This window comes from Streptomyces sp. Tek67B01 (genome assembly GCF_055231995.1).
The window spans coordinates 5,373,587-5,387,167 of sequence record NZ_JBUYUY010000001.1; the positions used below are offsets into that span (position 1 = coordinate 5,373,587).

General features: G+C 70.4%; 15 protein-coding genes. 11 read left to right on the forward strand and 4 right to left on the reverse strand.

The genetic code is table 11. The features are described 5' to 3' along the window. Positions 1 to 75 precede the first annotated feature (75 nt). The 3 genes from ACV7NM_RS24130 to ACV7NM_RS24140 all read left to right on the forward strand — a co-directional run bounded on the left by ACV7NM_RS24130 (position 76) and on the right by ACV7NM_RS24140 (position 2,626). The gene (locus tag ACV7NM_RS24130; RefSeq protein WP_463412228.1) at positions 76 to 1,023 is read left to right on the forward strand and encodes a heme o synthase; all 948 of its coding nucleotides are present in this window, start codon (positions 76 to 78) and stop codon (positions 1,021 to 1,023) included. A gap of 39 nt (positions 1,024 to 1,062) precedes the next feature. Continuing rightward, positions 1,063 to 1,377, forward strand: coding sequence for a hypothetical protein (locus tag ACV7NM_RS24135; RefSeq protein ID WP_463412229.1), 315 nt, complete (start codon positions 1,063 to 1,065; stop codon positions 1,375 to 1,377). Between the two features lie 127 nt (positions 1,378 to 1,504). Further along, a complete protein-coding gene (locus ACV7NM_RS24140; protein ID WP_463412230.1) occupies positions 1,505 to 2,626 on the forward strand; it encodes an amidohydrolase family protein in 1,122 nt (373 codons plus the stop codon). A 32-nt stretch (positions 2,627 to 2,658) separates the two neighbouring features. Here ACV7NM_RS24140 and ACV7NM_RS24145 read toward each other — a convergent pair whose 3' ends face one another. The 4 genes from ACV7NM_RS24145 to ACV7NM_RS24160 all read right to left on the reverse strand — a co-directional run bounded on the left by ACV7NM_RS24145 (position 2,659) and on the right by ACV7NM_RS24160 (position 6,562). Next, the gene (locus ACV7NM_RS24145; RefSeq protein ID WP_463412231.1) at positions 2,659 to 3,648 is read right to left on the reverse strand and encodes a COX15/CtaA family protein; all 990 of its coding nucleotides are present in this window, start codon (positions 3,646 to 3,648) and stop codon (positions 2,659 to 2,661) included. A 4-nt stretch (positions 3,649 to 3,652) separates the two neighbouring features. Then, positions 3,653 to 4,789 carry a hypothetical protein gene (locus ACV7NM_RS24150; protein WP_463412232.1) on the reverse strand — a complete coding sequence of 379 codons (1,137 nt, stop codon included), beginning with the start codon at positions 4,787 to 4,789 and terminating at the stop codon, positions 3,653 to 3,655. Positions 4,790 to 4,871: 82 nt separating this feature from the next. Continuing rightward, the gene (locus ACV7NM_RS24155; protein WP_463412233.1) at positions 4,872 to 5,639 is read right to left on the reverse strand and encodes an ABC transporter permease; all 768 of its coding nucleotides are present in this window, start codon (positions 5,637 to 5,639) and stop codon (positions 4,872 to 4,874) included. Further along, positions 5,636 to 6,562, reverse strand: a complete 927-nt coding sequence (locus tag ACV7NM_RS24160) for an ABC transporter ATP-binding protein (protein ID WP_463412234.1) — start codon at positions 6,560 to 6,562, stop codon at positions 5,636 to 5,638. Before ACV7NM_RS24160 ends, ACV7NM_RS24155 begins: the two co-directional genes overlap by 4 nt. Positions 6,563 to 6,766: 204 nt before the next feature. Here ACV7NM_RS24160 and ACV7NM_RS24165 point away from each other — a divergent pair, with 204 nt between their 5' ends. The 8 genes from ACV7NM_RS24165 (at position 6,767) to ACV7NM_RS24200 (ending at position 13,385) form a co-directional block, all read left to right on the forward strand. Beyond that, the gene (locus tag ACV7NM_RS24165; protein WP_463412235.1) at positions 6,767 to 7,525 is read left to right on the forward strand and encodes a helix-turn-helix transcriptional regulator; all 759 of its coding nucleotides are present in this window, start codon (positions 6,767 to 6,769) and stop codon (positions 7,523 to 7,525) included. Beyond that, the gene (gene sufB, locus ACV7NM_RS24170; RefSeq protein ID WP_463412236.1) at positions 7,522 to 8,937 is read left to right on the forward strand and encodes a Fe-S cluster assembly protein SufB; all 1,416 of its coding nucleotides are present in this window, start codon (positions 7,522 to 7,524) and stop codon (positions 8,935 to 8,937) included. The genes ACV7NM_RS24165 and sufB overlap by 4 nt, the downstream gene beginning before the upstream one ends. A gap of 75 nt (positions 8,938 to 9,012) precedes the next feature. Next, on the forward strand, positions 9,013 to 10,191 hold the full coding sequence (sufD, locus tag ACV7NM_RS24175) for a Fe-S cluster assembly protein SufD (RefSeq protein WP_463412237.1): 1,179 nt from the start codon (positions 9,013 to 9,015) through the stop codon (positions 10,189 to 10,191). Next, complete coding sequence (locus ACV7NM_RS24180; RefSeq protein ID WP_215024077.1) at positions 10,191 to 10,508, forward strand: bifunctional 3-phenylpropionate/cinnamic acid dioxygenase ferredoxin subunit; 318 nt, start codon at positions 10,191 to 10,193, stop codon at positions 10,506 to 10,508. The genes sufD and ACV7NM_RS24180 overlap by 1 nt, the downstream gene beginning before the upstream one ends. Positions 10,509 to 10,515: 7 nt before the next feature. Next, positions 10,516 to 11,280 (forward strand): Fe-S cluster assembly ATPase SufC, encoded by a 765-nt coding sequence (gene sufC, locus ACV7NM_RS24185; RefSeq protein WP_463412238.1) that lies wholly within the window; start codon positions 10,516 to 10,518, stop codon positions 11,278 to 11,280. After that, positions 11,277 to 12,545 carry a cysteine desulfurase gene (locus ACV7NM_RS24190; RefSeq protein ID WP_463412239.1) on the forward strand — a complete coding sequence of 423 codons (1,269 nt, stop codon included), beginning with the start codon at positions 11,277 to 11,279 and terminating at the stop codon, positions 12,543 to 12,545. Before sufC ends, ACV7NM_RS24190 begins: the two co-directional genes overlap by 4 nt. A 37-nt stretch (positions 12,546 to 12,582) precedes the next feature. After that, entirely contained in the window at positions 12,583 to 13,044 is a 462-nt protein-coding gene (sufU, locus tag ACV7NM_RS24195; RefSeq protein WP_030027090.1) for a Fe-S cluster assembly sulfur transfer protein SufU, read from the forward strand. Next, positions 13,041 to 13,385 (forward strand): metal-sulfur cluster assembly factor, encoded by a 345-nt coding sequence (locus ACV7NM_RS24200; protein ID WP_463412240.1) that lies wholly within the window; start codon positions 13,041 to 13,043, stop codon positions 13,383 to 13,385. The genes sufU and ACV7NM_RS24200 overlap by 4 nt, the downstream gene beginning before the upstream one ends. Positions 13,386 to 13,581: the final 196 nt, after the last annotated feature.

A 13,581-nucleotide genomic window follows, 5' to 3' on the forward strand; every position in this document is an offset into this window, starting at 1 on the left:
AACGTCTAGAGTGGCGTGGTACGTGCGAGCCTTGCCGGGCCCCTTGCCCGCGGCTCGCTGAATTCTCTGTCAGGGGTGTGCGTGACGGCCGTCGAATCCCGTCCAGCGGGGGTGCTTGGGAGCCCTCCCGGTCACCGGCCGTTCGGGGCCAGGGTCATGGCTTTCGTGGCTTTGACCAAGCCGCGGATCATCGAACTTCTGCTGATCACCACAGTGCCGGTGATGTTCCTGGCCGAACAGGGCGTGCCGCCCTTGTGGCTGGTCCTCGCGACCTGCTTCGGCGGTTACCTCTCGGCCGGCGGCGCCAACGCGCTCAACATGTACATCGACCGCGACATCGACGCGTTGATGGACCGGACGTCGCAGCGCCCGCTGGTCACCGGCATGGTGAGTCCGCGCGAGTGCCTGGTCTTCGGCATCACCCTCGGCGTCCTGTCGACCCTGTTCTTCGGGCTGCTGATCAACTGGCTGTCCGCCGCGCTCTCGCTCGGCGCCCTCCTCTTCTACGTCGTCGTCTACACGATGCTGTTGAAGCGGCGCACCGCCCAGAACATCGTCTGGGGCGGCATCGCGGGCTGCATGCCGGTGCTCATCGGCTGGTCGGCGGTGAAGAACGAGGTCTCCTGGGCCGCGGTCATCCTCTTCCTCGTCATCTTCTTCTGGACGCCGCCGCACTACTGGCCGCTGTCGATGAAGGTCAAGGACGACTACGCGCGGGTCGGCGTGCCGATGCTGCCGGTCGTCGCGGGCAACAAGGTCGTGGCCCGTCAGATCGTCCTCTACAGCTGGGTGATGGTGGCCGTCTCCCTGCTGCTGACGCCGCTGGGCTACACCGGCTGGTTCTACACGTCGGTCGCGCTGCTGGCGGGCGGCTGGTGGCTGTGGGAGGCGCACGGGCTGAACGCGCGGGCCAAGGCCGGCGTGACGGGCGCCAAGCTCAAGGAGATGCGGCTGTTCCACTGGTCGATCACCTATGTGTCGCTCCTCTTCGTCGCCGTGGCCGTCGATCCCTTCCTCCGCTGACGCTTCCTCCGCCCATTACCCGCCGGTAGCATGCCGTCCATGGCAGACACCACCGCAGACAGCAAGAAGCAGGATCGCAAGGCCGCGAAGCTGGCGAAGCAGATCGGCGCGTTCGCCGCGCGGCACGGCGGCGCCGAGGGGCAGCTCGCGCACATCGGCCAGGCCGGCACCCGGATCGTGCTCGTCGGCACGGACGGCGGCTGGGGCGACCTGGTGGCCCCGACCTACGCGGTGGCCGAGCAGGCCGCCGAGAAGGCCGGGCTGACCCTCCACGAGGAGTTCGACGGCGAGTTCGCCGCCCGGGTCAAGACCGGCCCCTACGAGTGGTCGCGCATGGCCGGCATCCAGCTCTGATCGGAGGGTTCCCCCCGCGGACGGCGAGGGGGGCGGCTCGGTCAAGAGCGCGAGCAACACCTGGCGCGCCGCTCACCCGTTAGGACGTGTGGAAGCCGCTTCCTCACGTCCGCAACGGGATGCCCGGATGATCGAAACGCCGCCCCTGGTGGACCAGTACTGCCAGGGAGTGCTCCGCACGGAGTTGGGCCTCGGTACCTTCGAGGCTCAACTGGTCCGCTCGGCCGGACCGGCCGCCGCGGGCACCACCTTCTTCGACACTCAGACCGGCTTCGCCGTGCGCCGCTGGTGCCCGCCGCTGCTCGGGCTCGAACCCCACTGCGCGCCCGCCCGCTACCTCGCCCGTCGGCGCGAGCTCGGCGTCGTCGAGGTGGGGCGTTTGCTGCTGCGGGGCGCCGGAATCGGGGCCCACCTCGTCGACACCGGGGTGCCCGGCGACCTCACCACCCCCAAGGAGCTGGCCCGCGCCGGTGACGCGGAGGCCTTCGAGCTCGTCCGGCTGGAGCCGTTGGCCGAGCAGGTCGCCGACACCTCCGGGACCGTCGCCGCCTTCCTCGCCAACCTCGCCGGGGCCGTCCACCACGCCGCCGCCGGGGCCGTCGCCTTCACCTGCGGGGCCGACGCCCGCTACCCCGCCGCCCTGGCCCACGCGCCCGAGCCGCCCGACCCGGGTGAGGTGCGCGGGGCCGCCGGACGGTGGCTGGCCGGCCGCGCCAAGGGCGGGGCCGTACGGGACCCCGTCCTCCTGCGGCACCTGCTGTGGAGCGCCGTGGCGACCGGACTGCCGATCCAGCTGCACACCGGCGCGGGGGAGCCGGGTCAGCGGCCCGAGCACGCCGACCCCGCGTTGTTGACCGGCTTCGTACGGGCCACCGCGGGCCTGGGCGCGCCGCTGGTGCTGCTCGGCGGCTATCCGCACCACCGCGCCGCCGCCCGGCTGGCCGAGGCGTTCCCGCACGTGCACGCCGACCTGGGGCCGCTCCTCGCGCGGACCGGCGCGGGGGCGGCCGCGGTCCTCGCCGAGCTGCTGGAGCTCGCGCCGTTCGGCAAGCTGCTGTTCTCCAGCGGGGGCCGGCAGTTGCCCGAGCTGCACGCGGTGGGCGCCCTGGTGTTCCGCGAGGCGCTGGGCCGGGTGTTGAGCGGCTGGGTCGGCGACGGGGCCTGGTCCTGGCGGGACGCGGACCGCGTCGCGGCGATGATCGCGGCCGGCAACGCCCGCCGGGTCTACCGGCTGGACGAGCGGCCCTGAGCCGCTCGCGGCCCCGCCGGGCCTCGGCGCTCTCAGACGGCGGAGAGCTGGCTGTCGCCCTGGGCGGGGATGTCCGCCCGCTCCACCGATCGCTCGCGCAGGCTGAGCGCCACGCGCAGCACCGAGATCCACACCAGGCACGAGCCGAGCATGTGCACGGCGACAAGTACCTCGGGCACGTGGGTGAAGTACTGGACGTAGCCCACGGCGCCCTGCGCCAGCAGCACGACCAGCAGGTCGCGGGCACGGGCCCGGGTGTCGACCGGGGCGTCCGCCACGCGCAGCACCAGCCACATGGCCAGCGCGAGGGCGCACACCACCCAGGCGGAGACGGCGTGGACGTGCGCTGTGGCCGCCCAGTCGAACGGCATCCGCCTGATCTCGCTGCTGTCACCCGCGTGCGGGCCGGAACCGGTGACCACCGTGCCCGCCGCGATCAGGACCAGGGTCGCCGCGACCAGTGCCCAGGAGAGCCTGCGCAGCGGGGCGGGAACGCGGGGCCGGGGGGCGGCGTCGCCTTCGGCGGTGCGCTGCCAGGTGACCGTCGTGACCGTGAGCAGGGAGGTGGCGAGCAGGAAGTGCCCGGCCACGCTGTACGGGTTCAGTCCGGTCAGGACGGTGATGCCGCCGAGGACCGCGTTGCCCATCACGAGGGCGAACTGGAGCCAGCCGAGCCTGGTGAGCGAACGGCGCCACGGCTCGGCGCAGCGGGCGGCGAGGATGCACCAGCCGACGGCAGCGCAGAGCACATAGGTCAGCATGCGGTTGCCGAACTCGACCGCACCGTGGAATCCCTGTTCCTGGGTGACGATCAGGCTGTCGCCGGTGCACTTGGGCCAGGTGTCGCAGCCGAGACCGGACCCGGTCAGCCGCACCGCGCCACCGGTGACGACGATGACCACGCTCATGAGGAGCGCGGCGGACGCGGCCCGCCGGACGATCCGGGGTGACGGAGTCCAGCGGCCGGCGAGGAAGGCGAAGGGGTTCAACACGGCCCCTATCGTAGGCCGCGCCTTGTGCAAAGTTTCACGAGGGGGTGCCCATGGGTGCGTCGGGGCCGATGACCAGGCGGAACTTCGCGGCCGCCGGATCGCCCTCCTCCTGCCACCACACGCGGACGCGCCAATAGCCGGCGTCGCCCGGGTAGTGCGCCGACGCCCGGAACCCGCGGACCAACCCGGCCGCGACCTCCTCGGCCGTGCGGCCGCGCACCTCGGACGCGCCGTGCCAGGGGTGGTCCTGTACGGACCACAGCCCGTCGGCGCCGCGCACCTCGACCCGCCACACCGCCAGCCAGGGCGTGACCTCCAGCATCGTGGCGACCTGCTCGACCTCCAGGCCCAGCCGGGCCGCGATCTCCGGCTCCCGGGCACCCTGGATCCGGGCCGCCACCACGGCCCGGGGCAACAGTCGCTCGGGCAGCAGGCCCCCGGCGCGCAGCCGGGCGAGGGAGTCGAAGGACAGGTGGCGCAGCCGCAGCTCCAACTGGCGGCCGATGTGGTCCAGGGCCGCCTCCGCCTCCTCCGCCTCCTCCGGGCCCGGCGAGGAGAGCAGGATGCGGCGGAAGCCCGCCTCCGCGTCCACCGCCCAGGCCACCGCGTCCTCGGCGAAGCCCAGCTCGACGAGCCGGTCCCCGAGGAACACCTTGGACTGCGCCAGCCCGCGCCGATTGACGGGATCGTGCCCGTCGAGGCCGGCCCAGACCTCGACGGCGGCCCGGGTCACGTCACGGGCGCGCTCACCGGCCGCCCGCTCCATGGGGCTCGGGCCGTTCTCCGCGGCCGCGCCCAGCGGGTACCGGGGCAGCCGATCCCCGTCGCTCAGCGGCCAGGCCAGCCAGACACCCTGGTTGACGAGCGCCCGGGCGTACCAGCGGGCGTACTCGGGGTCGTGCCCGGCCGCGTCCCCGGCGTGCCGGAGCGCCTCCTCGACGGCGGACAGCGCCCCCGCCCGGTCGCCGGCGGCGAACCGGCGGGCCGCGAGGTCACCCAGGCGCAGGCCCAGCCGCGCGGCGCACTCGGCATCGGTACGGGCGGGCTCGCGCAGCGCGCCGATCAGCTCGGCGAGCAGTCGGTCCGCCTCGCCGGGCTCGGCGTACGCGGCCCCCGAGCGGATGTTCGCCCACTGTTGGTCCAGTCGCAGAACGGCTTCCCGCTGTCCCATGCCCCGCCCCCCGTCCTGGTGTGCGTCGCTGCCGTGTGGCGGCGCCCATCCTGTCGCCCGGACAACGCGCGGGGGAAGGGATTCACTCCCAGCGGAAGAAGCGGGCGGCGGCGCCGAGGCCCAGCACCGCCCAGCAGGCCAGTACGACCGCGTCGCCCCAGGGCATCGCGGCCCCGTTCCGGAGCACCTCGCGCAGGCCGTCCGACAGCGCCGAGATCGGCAGCAGTTCCAGCACGGAGCGCACCGCGTCCGGGAACTTGTCCAGCGGCACGATGACCCCGCCGCCGACCAGCAGTAGCAGGAACACCAGGTTCGCGGCGGCCAGGGTGGCCTCGGCCTTCAGGGTGCCCGCCATCAACAGCCCGAGCCCGGAGAAGGCGGCGGTGCCCAGCAGGAGCAGCGCGGCGACCGCGAGCGGGTTCCCGTGCGGCGACCAGCCCAGCGCCAGGGCGATCACCGTGAGCAGGGCGACCTGGAGCACCTCGGTGACGAGCACCGAAAGGGTCTTGGCGGCCATCAGCGCCCGGCGCGGCAGTGGCGAGGCCCCGAGTCGCTTGAGCACCCCGTAGCGCCGGTCGAAACCGGTGGCGATGGCCTGGCCGGTGAAGGCGGTGGACAGCACGGCGAGCGCGAGGACCCCGGGCGCGAGGAAGTCGACGGACCTGCCGGCGCCCGTGTCGACGATGTCGACGGCCGAGAACAGCACCAGCAGCAGAGCCGGGATGATCACGGTCAGCAGCAGTTGCTCGCCGTTGCGCAGGAGCATCCGCGTTTCCAGCAGGGTTTGCGCCCGGATCATCCGGGAGAGGGGCGCGGCCGCGGGCCGGGGGGTGAACGTACCGGCGCTCATGCGCGCAGCTCCTTGCCCGTGAGTTCCAGGAAGACGTCTTCGAGGGTGTGCCGCTCCACCGTGAGGCTGTCCGGCATCACCCCGTGCTGCGCGCACCAGGACGCGACGGTCGCCAGCAACTGCGGGTCGACCTCTCCGGTGACCCGGTAGACGCCCGCGCCGAGCTCGGCGGCCTGCGTGCCGTCGGGCAGCGCCTTCAGCAGCGAGCCCAGGTCCAGGGAAGGGCGGCCGGTGAAGCGCAGGGTGTTCTCGGCGCCGCCCCGGCAGAGCACTTCGGGACTGCCGTGGGCGATGACCTTGCCCGCGTCCACGATGGCGACCTCGTCGGCGAGCTGTTCGGCCTCGTCCATGTGGTGGGTGGTGAGTACGACGCTGACGCCGTCGGCGCGCAGCTCCCGTACGAGGTCCCAGGTCGCGCGGCGGGCCTGCGGGTCGAGGCCGGCGGTCGGCTCGTCAAGGAAGACCAGCTCGGGGCGGCCGACGACCGCCATGGCCAGGGCCAGGCGCTGCTGCTGGCCGCCGGACAGCCGACGGTAGGGGGTGCGTCCGCAGCCGCCGAGGCCGAGGCGCTCCACCAGGCCGGCGACGTCGAGCGGGTCGGCGTAGAGGCTCGCCATGTGGCTCAGCATCTCCAAGGCGCGGGCGCCGGAGTAGACGCCGCCGGACTGGAGCATCACGCCGATCCGGGGGCGCAGGGCCGGGGCATCGGCGATCGGGTCCAGGCCGAGGACGCGCACGGCGCCGGCGTCGGGGCGCAGATAGCCCTCGCAGGTCTCCACGGTGGTGGTCTTGCCCGCGCCGTTGGGGCCGAGGACGGCGGTGACCGAGGCCCTGCGGACGGTGAGATCGAGGCCGTCCACCGCGGTTTTCGGACCGTACCGCTTCACCAGTCCGCGGATCTCCACTGCGGGGTCGTTACTCATGCGGGTGAGTCTACGGAGGGCCGGACGGCGGTCCGGGCCGAGGGGCGAAGGGGGCCGGAACTCGCTCTCACGTGCGGCTTTCGGTGATTTTTTAAGTAAATAAGGTAACCCTTAGTGATGGAGGACACCAGGAGTGGCGTCCGTCACGGCTTGTCTGGCCTCAGCTAATTACGCAACAATGGCGTTGTGAAATACGGCGAACGGATGATCGAGACCCCTCAGGGGGAGCTCGCAACCGGGGAGCGGTCAACCCGCGACCGGGTCGCGCGCTCCATCCTGGACCACGGTCCGTCCACCGTCGCCGACCTCGCGCAGCGCCTCGGCCTCACCCAGGCCGCCGTGCGCCGTCACCTCGACGCACTCGTCGCGGACGACGTGGTCGCACCCCGCGCGCAGCGCGTCTACGGGGCGCGCACCCGAGGTCGGCCCGCCAAGGTCTTCGCGCTCACCGACTGCGGTCGCGACGCCTTCGACCAGTCCTACGACTCGCTCGCCGTGGACGCCATGCGCTGGATCGCGCAGGCCGCCGGCGGGGGCGAGACGGGCGAGGCGGCCGTCGCCGCCTTCGCCAGGGCGCGCATGGCCGCACAGGCGGAGACCTACCGGGAATCCGTCGAGGCGGCCGGTCCCGAGGACCGCGCCGAGGCCCTGGCCAAGGCGTTGACCGCGGACGGGTACGCTGCTACGGCGAAGAGCGCTCCGGGTCCGCACAGCGGTGAACAGCTCTGCCAGCACCACTGCCCGGTGGCCCACGTAGCCGAGCAGTTCCCGCAGCTCTGCGAGGCGGAGACCGAGGTCTTCTCCCGCCTGCTCGGGACACATGTGCAGCGACTCGCCACGATCGCCCACGGCGACGGGGTGTGCACGACGTTCATTCCGCGAAGCGGAAGCGCCGGCGCCGCGGGCGCCGCACAGACCGACACACCAGTATCTGCAAGCACGGCCGGGAGGAACCCCGCATGACCACGGAGACTGCTCACCCTGAGCTCGATGGCCTGGGCACCTACGAATACGGCTGGGCCGACTCCGACGCGGCCGGTGCCGCCGCCAAGCGGGGTCTGTCCGAAGAGGTCGTCCGCGACATCTCCGGCAAGAAGTCCGAGCCGGAGTGGATGCTGAACCTCCGCCTCAAGGGCCTCAAGCTGTTCGACAAGAAGCCCATGCCGAACTGGGGCTCCGACCTCTCCGGCATCGACTTCGACAACATCAAGTATTTCGTGCGCTCCACCGAGAAGCAGGCCGCTTCCTGGGAGGACCTGCCGCAGGACATCAAGAACACGTACGACAAGCTCGGCATCCCCGAGGCGGAGAAGCAGCGCCTCGTCGCCGGTGTCGCGGCCCAGTACGAGTCCGAGGTCGTCTACCACCAGATCCGCGAGGACCTGGAGGAGCAGGGCGTCATCTTCCTCGACACGGACACCGCGCTCAAGGAGCACCCGGAGCTCTTCCAGGAGTACTTCGGCACGGTCATCCCGGTCGGCGACAACAAGTTCGCGTCGCTGAACACCGCCGTGTGGTCGGGCGGCTCGTTCATCTACGTGCCCAAGGGCGTCAAGGTCGACATCCCGCTCCAGGCCTACTTCCGCATCAACACGGAGAACATGGGCCAGTTCGAGCGGACGCTGATCATCGTCGACGAGGACGCGTACGTCCACTACGTCGAGGGCTGCACCGCCCCGATCTACTCCTCGGACTCGCTGCACAGCGCCGTGGTCGAGATCATCGTGAAGAAGGGCGGCCGCTGCCGCTACACGACGATCCAGAACTGGTCGAACAACGTCTACAACCTGGTCACCAAGCGCGCCGTGGCGTACGAGGGCGCGACCATGGAGTGGATCGACGGCAACATCGGTTCCAAGGTCACCATGAAGTACCCGGCCGTCTACCTGATGGGCGAGCACGCCAAGGGCGAGACCCTGTCCATCGCCTTCGCGGGCGAGGGCCAGCACCAGGACGCCGGCTCCAAGATGGTCCACATGGCGCCGCACACCTCCTCCAACATCGTCTCCAAGTCGGTGGCGCGTGGCGGCGGCCGGACCTCCTACCGCGGCCTGGTCGAGATCGGCGAGGGCGCGTACGGCTCCAAGTCCAACGTGCTGTGCGACGCGCTGCTGGTCGACACGATCTCCCGCTCGGACACGTACCCCTACGTGGACGTCCGAGAGGACGACGTCTCCATGGGCCACGAGGCCACCGTCTCCAAGGTCTCCGACGACCAGCTCTTCTACCTGATGAGCCGCGGTCTGACGGAGTTCGAGGCCATGGCCATGATCGTGCGGGGCTTCGTCGAGCCCATCGCGCGTGAGCTGCCCATGGAGTACGCGCTGGAGCTGAACCGGCTGATCGAACTGCAGATGGAGGGTTCGGTCGGTTAATTCCGCCCGCCCCCCATCCGCGGCAATCCTTCGACGCAGGCAGCGCTTTACAAGAGAGTGAGCAACACGACAGCCATGGCTGAGGCTCAGAACATCCCGGCGGGCTCGACCACCGCCGGCGCGATCGCGGTGGCCGCAGAGTCCACCGTCGCCACCCGGATGAGTGCACCCCCGTCCTTCGACGTGGCGGACTTCCCCGTCCCCCACGGCCGCGAGGAGGAGTGGCGCTTCACCCCCCTGGCGCGCCTGCGTGGTCTCCACGACGGCACCGCGGTCGCCAACGGCACCATGAAGGCCCAGATCGACGCCCCCGACGTCGTCACGATCGAGTCGGTCGAGCGCGGTGACGCCCGCATCGGCAGGGCCGGAGCCCCCGTCGACCGCGTCGCCGCCCAGGCGTTCTCCTCCTTCGCGAAGGCCACGGTCGTCACCGTGCCCAAGGAGACCGTCCTGGACGAGCCCGTGCGCGTCTCGCTGCACGGCGAGGGCGGCACCACCTTCGGTCACACCGTCTTCGAGGTGCAGGCCTTCGCCGAGGCCGTCATCGTCATCGACCACACCGGTGACGGCGTGCGCGCCGCGAACGTCGAGTTCATCGTCGGCGACGGCGCCAAGCTCACCGTCGTGTCGGTGCAGGACTGGGACGACACCGCCGTGCACTGCTCCCAGCACAACACGCTGGTCGGGCGGGACGCGAGCTACAAGTCGATCGTCGTCACCTTCGGCGGCGACGTCGTACGCCTGCACCCGCGGATCAGCTACGCGGGCCCCGGCGGCGAGGCCGAGCTGCTCGGCCTGTACTTCACGGACGCCGGCCAGCACCAGGAGCACCGCCTCCTGGTCGCCCACGACGCCCCGCACTGCAAGTCGCACGTGGTGTACAAGGGTGCGCTCCAGGGTCAGGACGCCCACGCCGTCTGGATCGGTGACGTGCTGATCCAGAAGAGCGCCGAGGGCACCGACACCTACGAGATGAACCGCAACCTCGTCCTCACCGACGGCGCCCGGGTCGACTCGGTGCCGAACCTGGAGATCGAGACCGGCGAGATCGTCGGCGCCGGCCACGCCTCCGCGACCGGCCGGTTCGACGACGAGCAGCTCTTCTACCTCCAGGCCCGGGGCATCCCGGCCGACGAGGCACGGCGCCTGGTCGTGCGCGGCTTCTTCGCCGAGCTCGTCCAGCAGATCGGTGTCCCCGACATCGAGGAGCGCCTGCTCGCCAAGATCGAGGCCGAGCTCCAGGGTTCCGTGTGATGAATTACGTCAAGGCCTGCGCGCTGAGCGAGCTGGAGGAGAACACCCCGAAGCGGGTGGAGCTCGACGGCACGCCGGTGTCCATCGTCCGCGCCGAAGGGGAGGTGTTCGCGATCAACGACATCTGCTCGCACGCGAACGTGTCCCTCTCGGAGGGCGAGGTCGAGGACTGCATGATCGAGTGCTGGCTGCACGGCTCGTCCTTCGACCTGCGCACCGGCAAGCCGTCCGGCCTCCCCGCGACGCGCCCCGTACCCGTATACCCCGTAAAGATCGAAGGGGACGACGTGCTCGTCTCCCTCACCCAGGAGTCCTGAGGTATCCATGGCAACGCTTGAAATCCACGACCTGCACGTCTCCGTCGAGGCCGAGAATGGCGCCCGCGAGATCCTCAAGGGCGTCGACCTCACCGTCAAGCAGGGTGAGACGCACGCCATCATGGGTCCCAACGGCTCCGGCAAGTCCACGCTGGCGTACTCGCTGGCCGGTCACCCGAAGTACACCATCACCGGTGGCACCGTGACCCTCGACGGCGAAGACGTCCTGGAGATGTCCGTCGACGAGCGCGCCCGCGCCGGCGTCTTCCTCGCCATGCAGTACCCGGTCGAGGTCCCCGGCGTCTCGGTCTCCAACTTCCTGCGCACCTCGGCCACCGCCATCCGCGGCGAGGCGCCGAAGCTGCGCACCTGGGTGAAGGAGGTCAAGTCCGCCATGGAGCAGCTCCAGATGGACCCGGCCTTCGCCGAGCGCAACGTCAACGAGGGCTTCTCCGGCGGTGAGAAGAAGCGCCACGAGATCCTCCAGCTGGAGCTCCTCAAGCCGAAGATCGCGATCCTCGACGAGACCGACTCGGGCCTCGACGTCGACGCCCTTCGCGTCGTCTCCGAGGGCGTCAACCGCGTCCGCGAGAGCGGCGAGGTCGGCACCCTGCTGATCACCCACTACACGCGCATCCTGCGCTACATCAAGCCCGACTTCGTGCACGTGTTCGCGAACGGCCGCATCGCCGAGTCCGGTGGCGCCGAGCTGGCGGACCAGCTGGAGGCCGAGGGCTACGACAAGTACGTGAAGGGTGGCGCGACCGCGTGACACAGCTGCCTGGCCTCCTCACCGGCTCTCTGCTTGACGAGGCGATCCGCAAGGACTTCCCCCTGCTGGATCGTGTGGTCCACGACGGGAAGAAGATCGTCTACCTGGACAACGCGGCTACCTCGCAGAAGCCGCGCCAGGTGCTCGACGCGCTGAACGAGTACTACGAGCAGCACAACGCCAACGTCCACCGCGGCGTGCACGTGCTCGCCGAGGAGGCCACGGCGCTGTACGAGGGCGCCCGCGACAAGGTCGCCGCCTTCATCAACGCACCGAGCCGCGACGAGGTGATCTTCACCAAGAACGCCTCGGAGTCGCTCAACCTGGTCGCCAACATGCTCGGCTGGGCCGACGAGCCCTACCGGGTCGACCGCGAGACCGAGATCGCCATCACGGAGATGGAGCACCACTCCAACATCGTGCCGTGGCAGCTGCTCTCGCAGCGCACCGGCGCGAAGCTGAAGTGGTTCGGCCTGACCGACGACGGCCGGCTCGACCTGTCCAACATCGAAGAGGTCATCACGGAGAAGACGAAGATCGTCTCCTTCACGCTGGTCTCCAACATCATGGGCACGGTCAACCCGGTCGACGCGATCGTCCGGCGCGCGCAGGAAGTCGGCGCGCTCGTGCTGATCGACGCCTCGCAGGCCGCTCCGCACATGCCGCTGGACGTGCAGGCGCTCGGCGCCGACTTCGTGGCCTTCACCGGCCACAAGATGTGCGGTCCGACCGGCATCGGCGTCCTGTGGGGTCGCCAGGAGCTCCTGGAGGACCTGCCCCCGTTCCTCGGCGGCGGCGAGATGATCGAGACCGTGTCGATGCACGCCTCGACGTACGCTCCCGCGCCGCACAAGTTCGAGGCGGGTACGCCCCCGATCGCCCAGGCCGTCGGCCTCGGCGCGGCCGTGGACTACCTGACCGCGATCGGCATGGACAAGATCGCCGCTCACGAGCACGCGCTCACCGAGTACGCGGTCAAGCGCCTCGCCGAGGTGCCCGACCTGCGGATCATCGGCCCCACCACGGCCGAGGACCGCGGCGCCGCGATTTCCTTCGTCCTCGGGGACATCCACCCGCACGATGTCGGGCAGGTGCTGGACGAGCAGGGCATCGCCGTCCGCGTGGGACACCACTGCGCCCGCCCGGTCTGCCTGCGCTACGGAATTCCCGCGACGACGCGAGCGTCTTTCTACCTGTACTCCACTCCCGCCGACGTCGACGCGCTGATCGACGGGCTGGAGCACGTACGGAACTTCTTCGGATGACGACGAGTCGGACGACGATGAGGCGGACGAGGACGCTGTGAAGCTGGATTCGATGTACCAGGAACTGATCCTGGACCACTACAAGCACCCGCACGGGCGAGGCCTGCGCGACGGCGACGCCGAGGTGCACCATGTCAACCCCACCTGTGGCGACGAGATCACGCTGCGTGTGAAGTACGACGGCGAGACGCTCACCGACGTCTCGTACGAGGGTCAGGGCTGCTCGATCAGCCAGGCCAGCGCGTCCGTGCTCAACGAGCTGCTCGTCGGCAAGGAGCTGGCCGAGGCGCAGAAGATCCAGGCCGTGTTCCTGGAGATGATGCAGTCCAAGGGCAAGATCGAGCCCGACGAGGCCATGGAGGAGGTGCTGGAGGACGCGGTCGCGTTCGTCGGCGTCTCCAAGTATCCGGCGCGGGTGAAGTGTGCTCTGCTGAGCTGGATGGCGTGGAAGGACGCGACCGCCCAGGCACTGGGCGACGCCGAGAGGAAGACGGCATGACCGACAACGCGACGCCCGAGGCGACGATCAAGCCCGCCACCGAGGAAGAGGTACGCGAGGCCCTCTACGACGTGGTCGACCCCGAGCTGGGCATCGATGTCGTCAACCTGGGCCTGATCTACGGCATCCACATCGACGACGCGAACATCGCGACCCTCGACATGACGCTGACGTCGGCGGCCTGCCCGCTGACGGACGTCATCGAGGACCAGGCGAAGTCGGCGACGGACGGCATCGTCAACGAGCTCCGCATCAACTGGGTCTGGATGCCGCCGTGGGGCCCGGACAAGATCACGGACGACGGCCGCGAGCAGCTGCGCGCGCTCGGTTTCAACGTCTGACCTTCGTCTGAGTTCGGTCTGAGTTCGGTCTGAGTTCCGCATTCGCGTCAGGGCCCCCGGCACGGTCGTGCCGGGGGCCCTCCGTGTTTCTCCGGGCGGTCCGTGTTCTTCCCCTGGTCGGCCCGCGTGCACCGGGAGTTGGCCACGCCGGCCGAATCTTCTCGACGGACGTCACGAGGTGGCGGACGCACACGAG

Coding starts and splice junctions, on each gene's coding strand:
- ACV7NM_RS24165 (WP_463412235.1), top strand. CDS start 6,767: ATGATCGAGACCCCTCAGGGGGAGCTCGCAACCGGGGAGCGGTCAACC.
- ACV7NM_RS24140 (WP_463412230.1), top strand. CDS start 1,505: ATGATCGAAACGCCGCCCCTGGTGGACCAGTACTGCCAGGGAGTGCTC.
- sufD (WP_463412237.1), top strand. CDS start 9,013: ATGGCTGAGGCTCAGAACATCCCGGCGGGCTCGACCACCGCCGGCGCG.
- ACV7NM_RS24155 (WP_463412233.1), bottom strand. CDS start 5,639: ATGAGCGCCGGTACGTTCACCCCCCGGCCCGCGGCCGCGCCCCTCTCC.
- ACV7NM_RS24200 (WP_463412240.1), top strand. CDS start 13,041: ATGACCGACAACGCGACGCCCGAGGCGACGATCAAGCCCGCCACCGAG.
- ACV7NM_RS24150 (WP_463412232.1), bottom strand. CDS start 4,789: ATGGGACAGCGGGAAGCCGTTCTGCGACTGGACCAACAGTGGGCGAAC.
- sufB (WP_463412236.1), top strand. CDS start 7,522: ATGACCACGGAGACTGCTCACCCTGAGCTCGATGGCCTGGGCACCTAC.
- ACV7NM_RS24135 (WP_463412229.1), top strand. CDS start 1,063: ATGGCAGACACCACCGCAGACAGCAAGAAGCAGGATCGCAAGGCCGCG.
- ACV7NM_RS24180 (WP_215024077.1), top strand. CDS start 10,191: ATGAATTACGTCAAGGCCTGCGCGCTGAGCGAGCTGGAGGAGAACACC.
- ACV7NM_RS24160 (WP_463412234.1), bottom strand. CDS start 6,562: ATGAGTAACGACCCCGCAGTGGAGATCCGCGGACTGGTGAAGCGGTAC.
- sufC (WP_463412238.1), top strand. CDS start 10,516: ATGGCAACGCTTGAAATCCACGACCTGCACGTCTCCGTCGAGGCCGAG.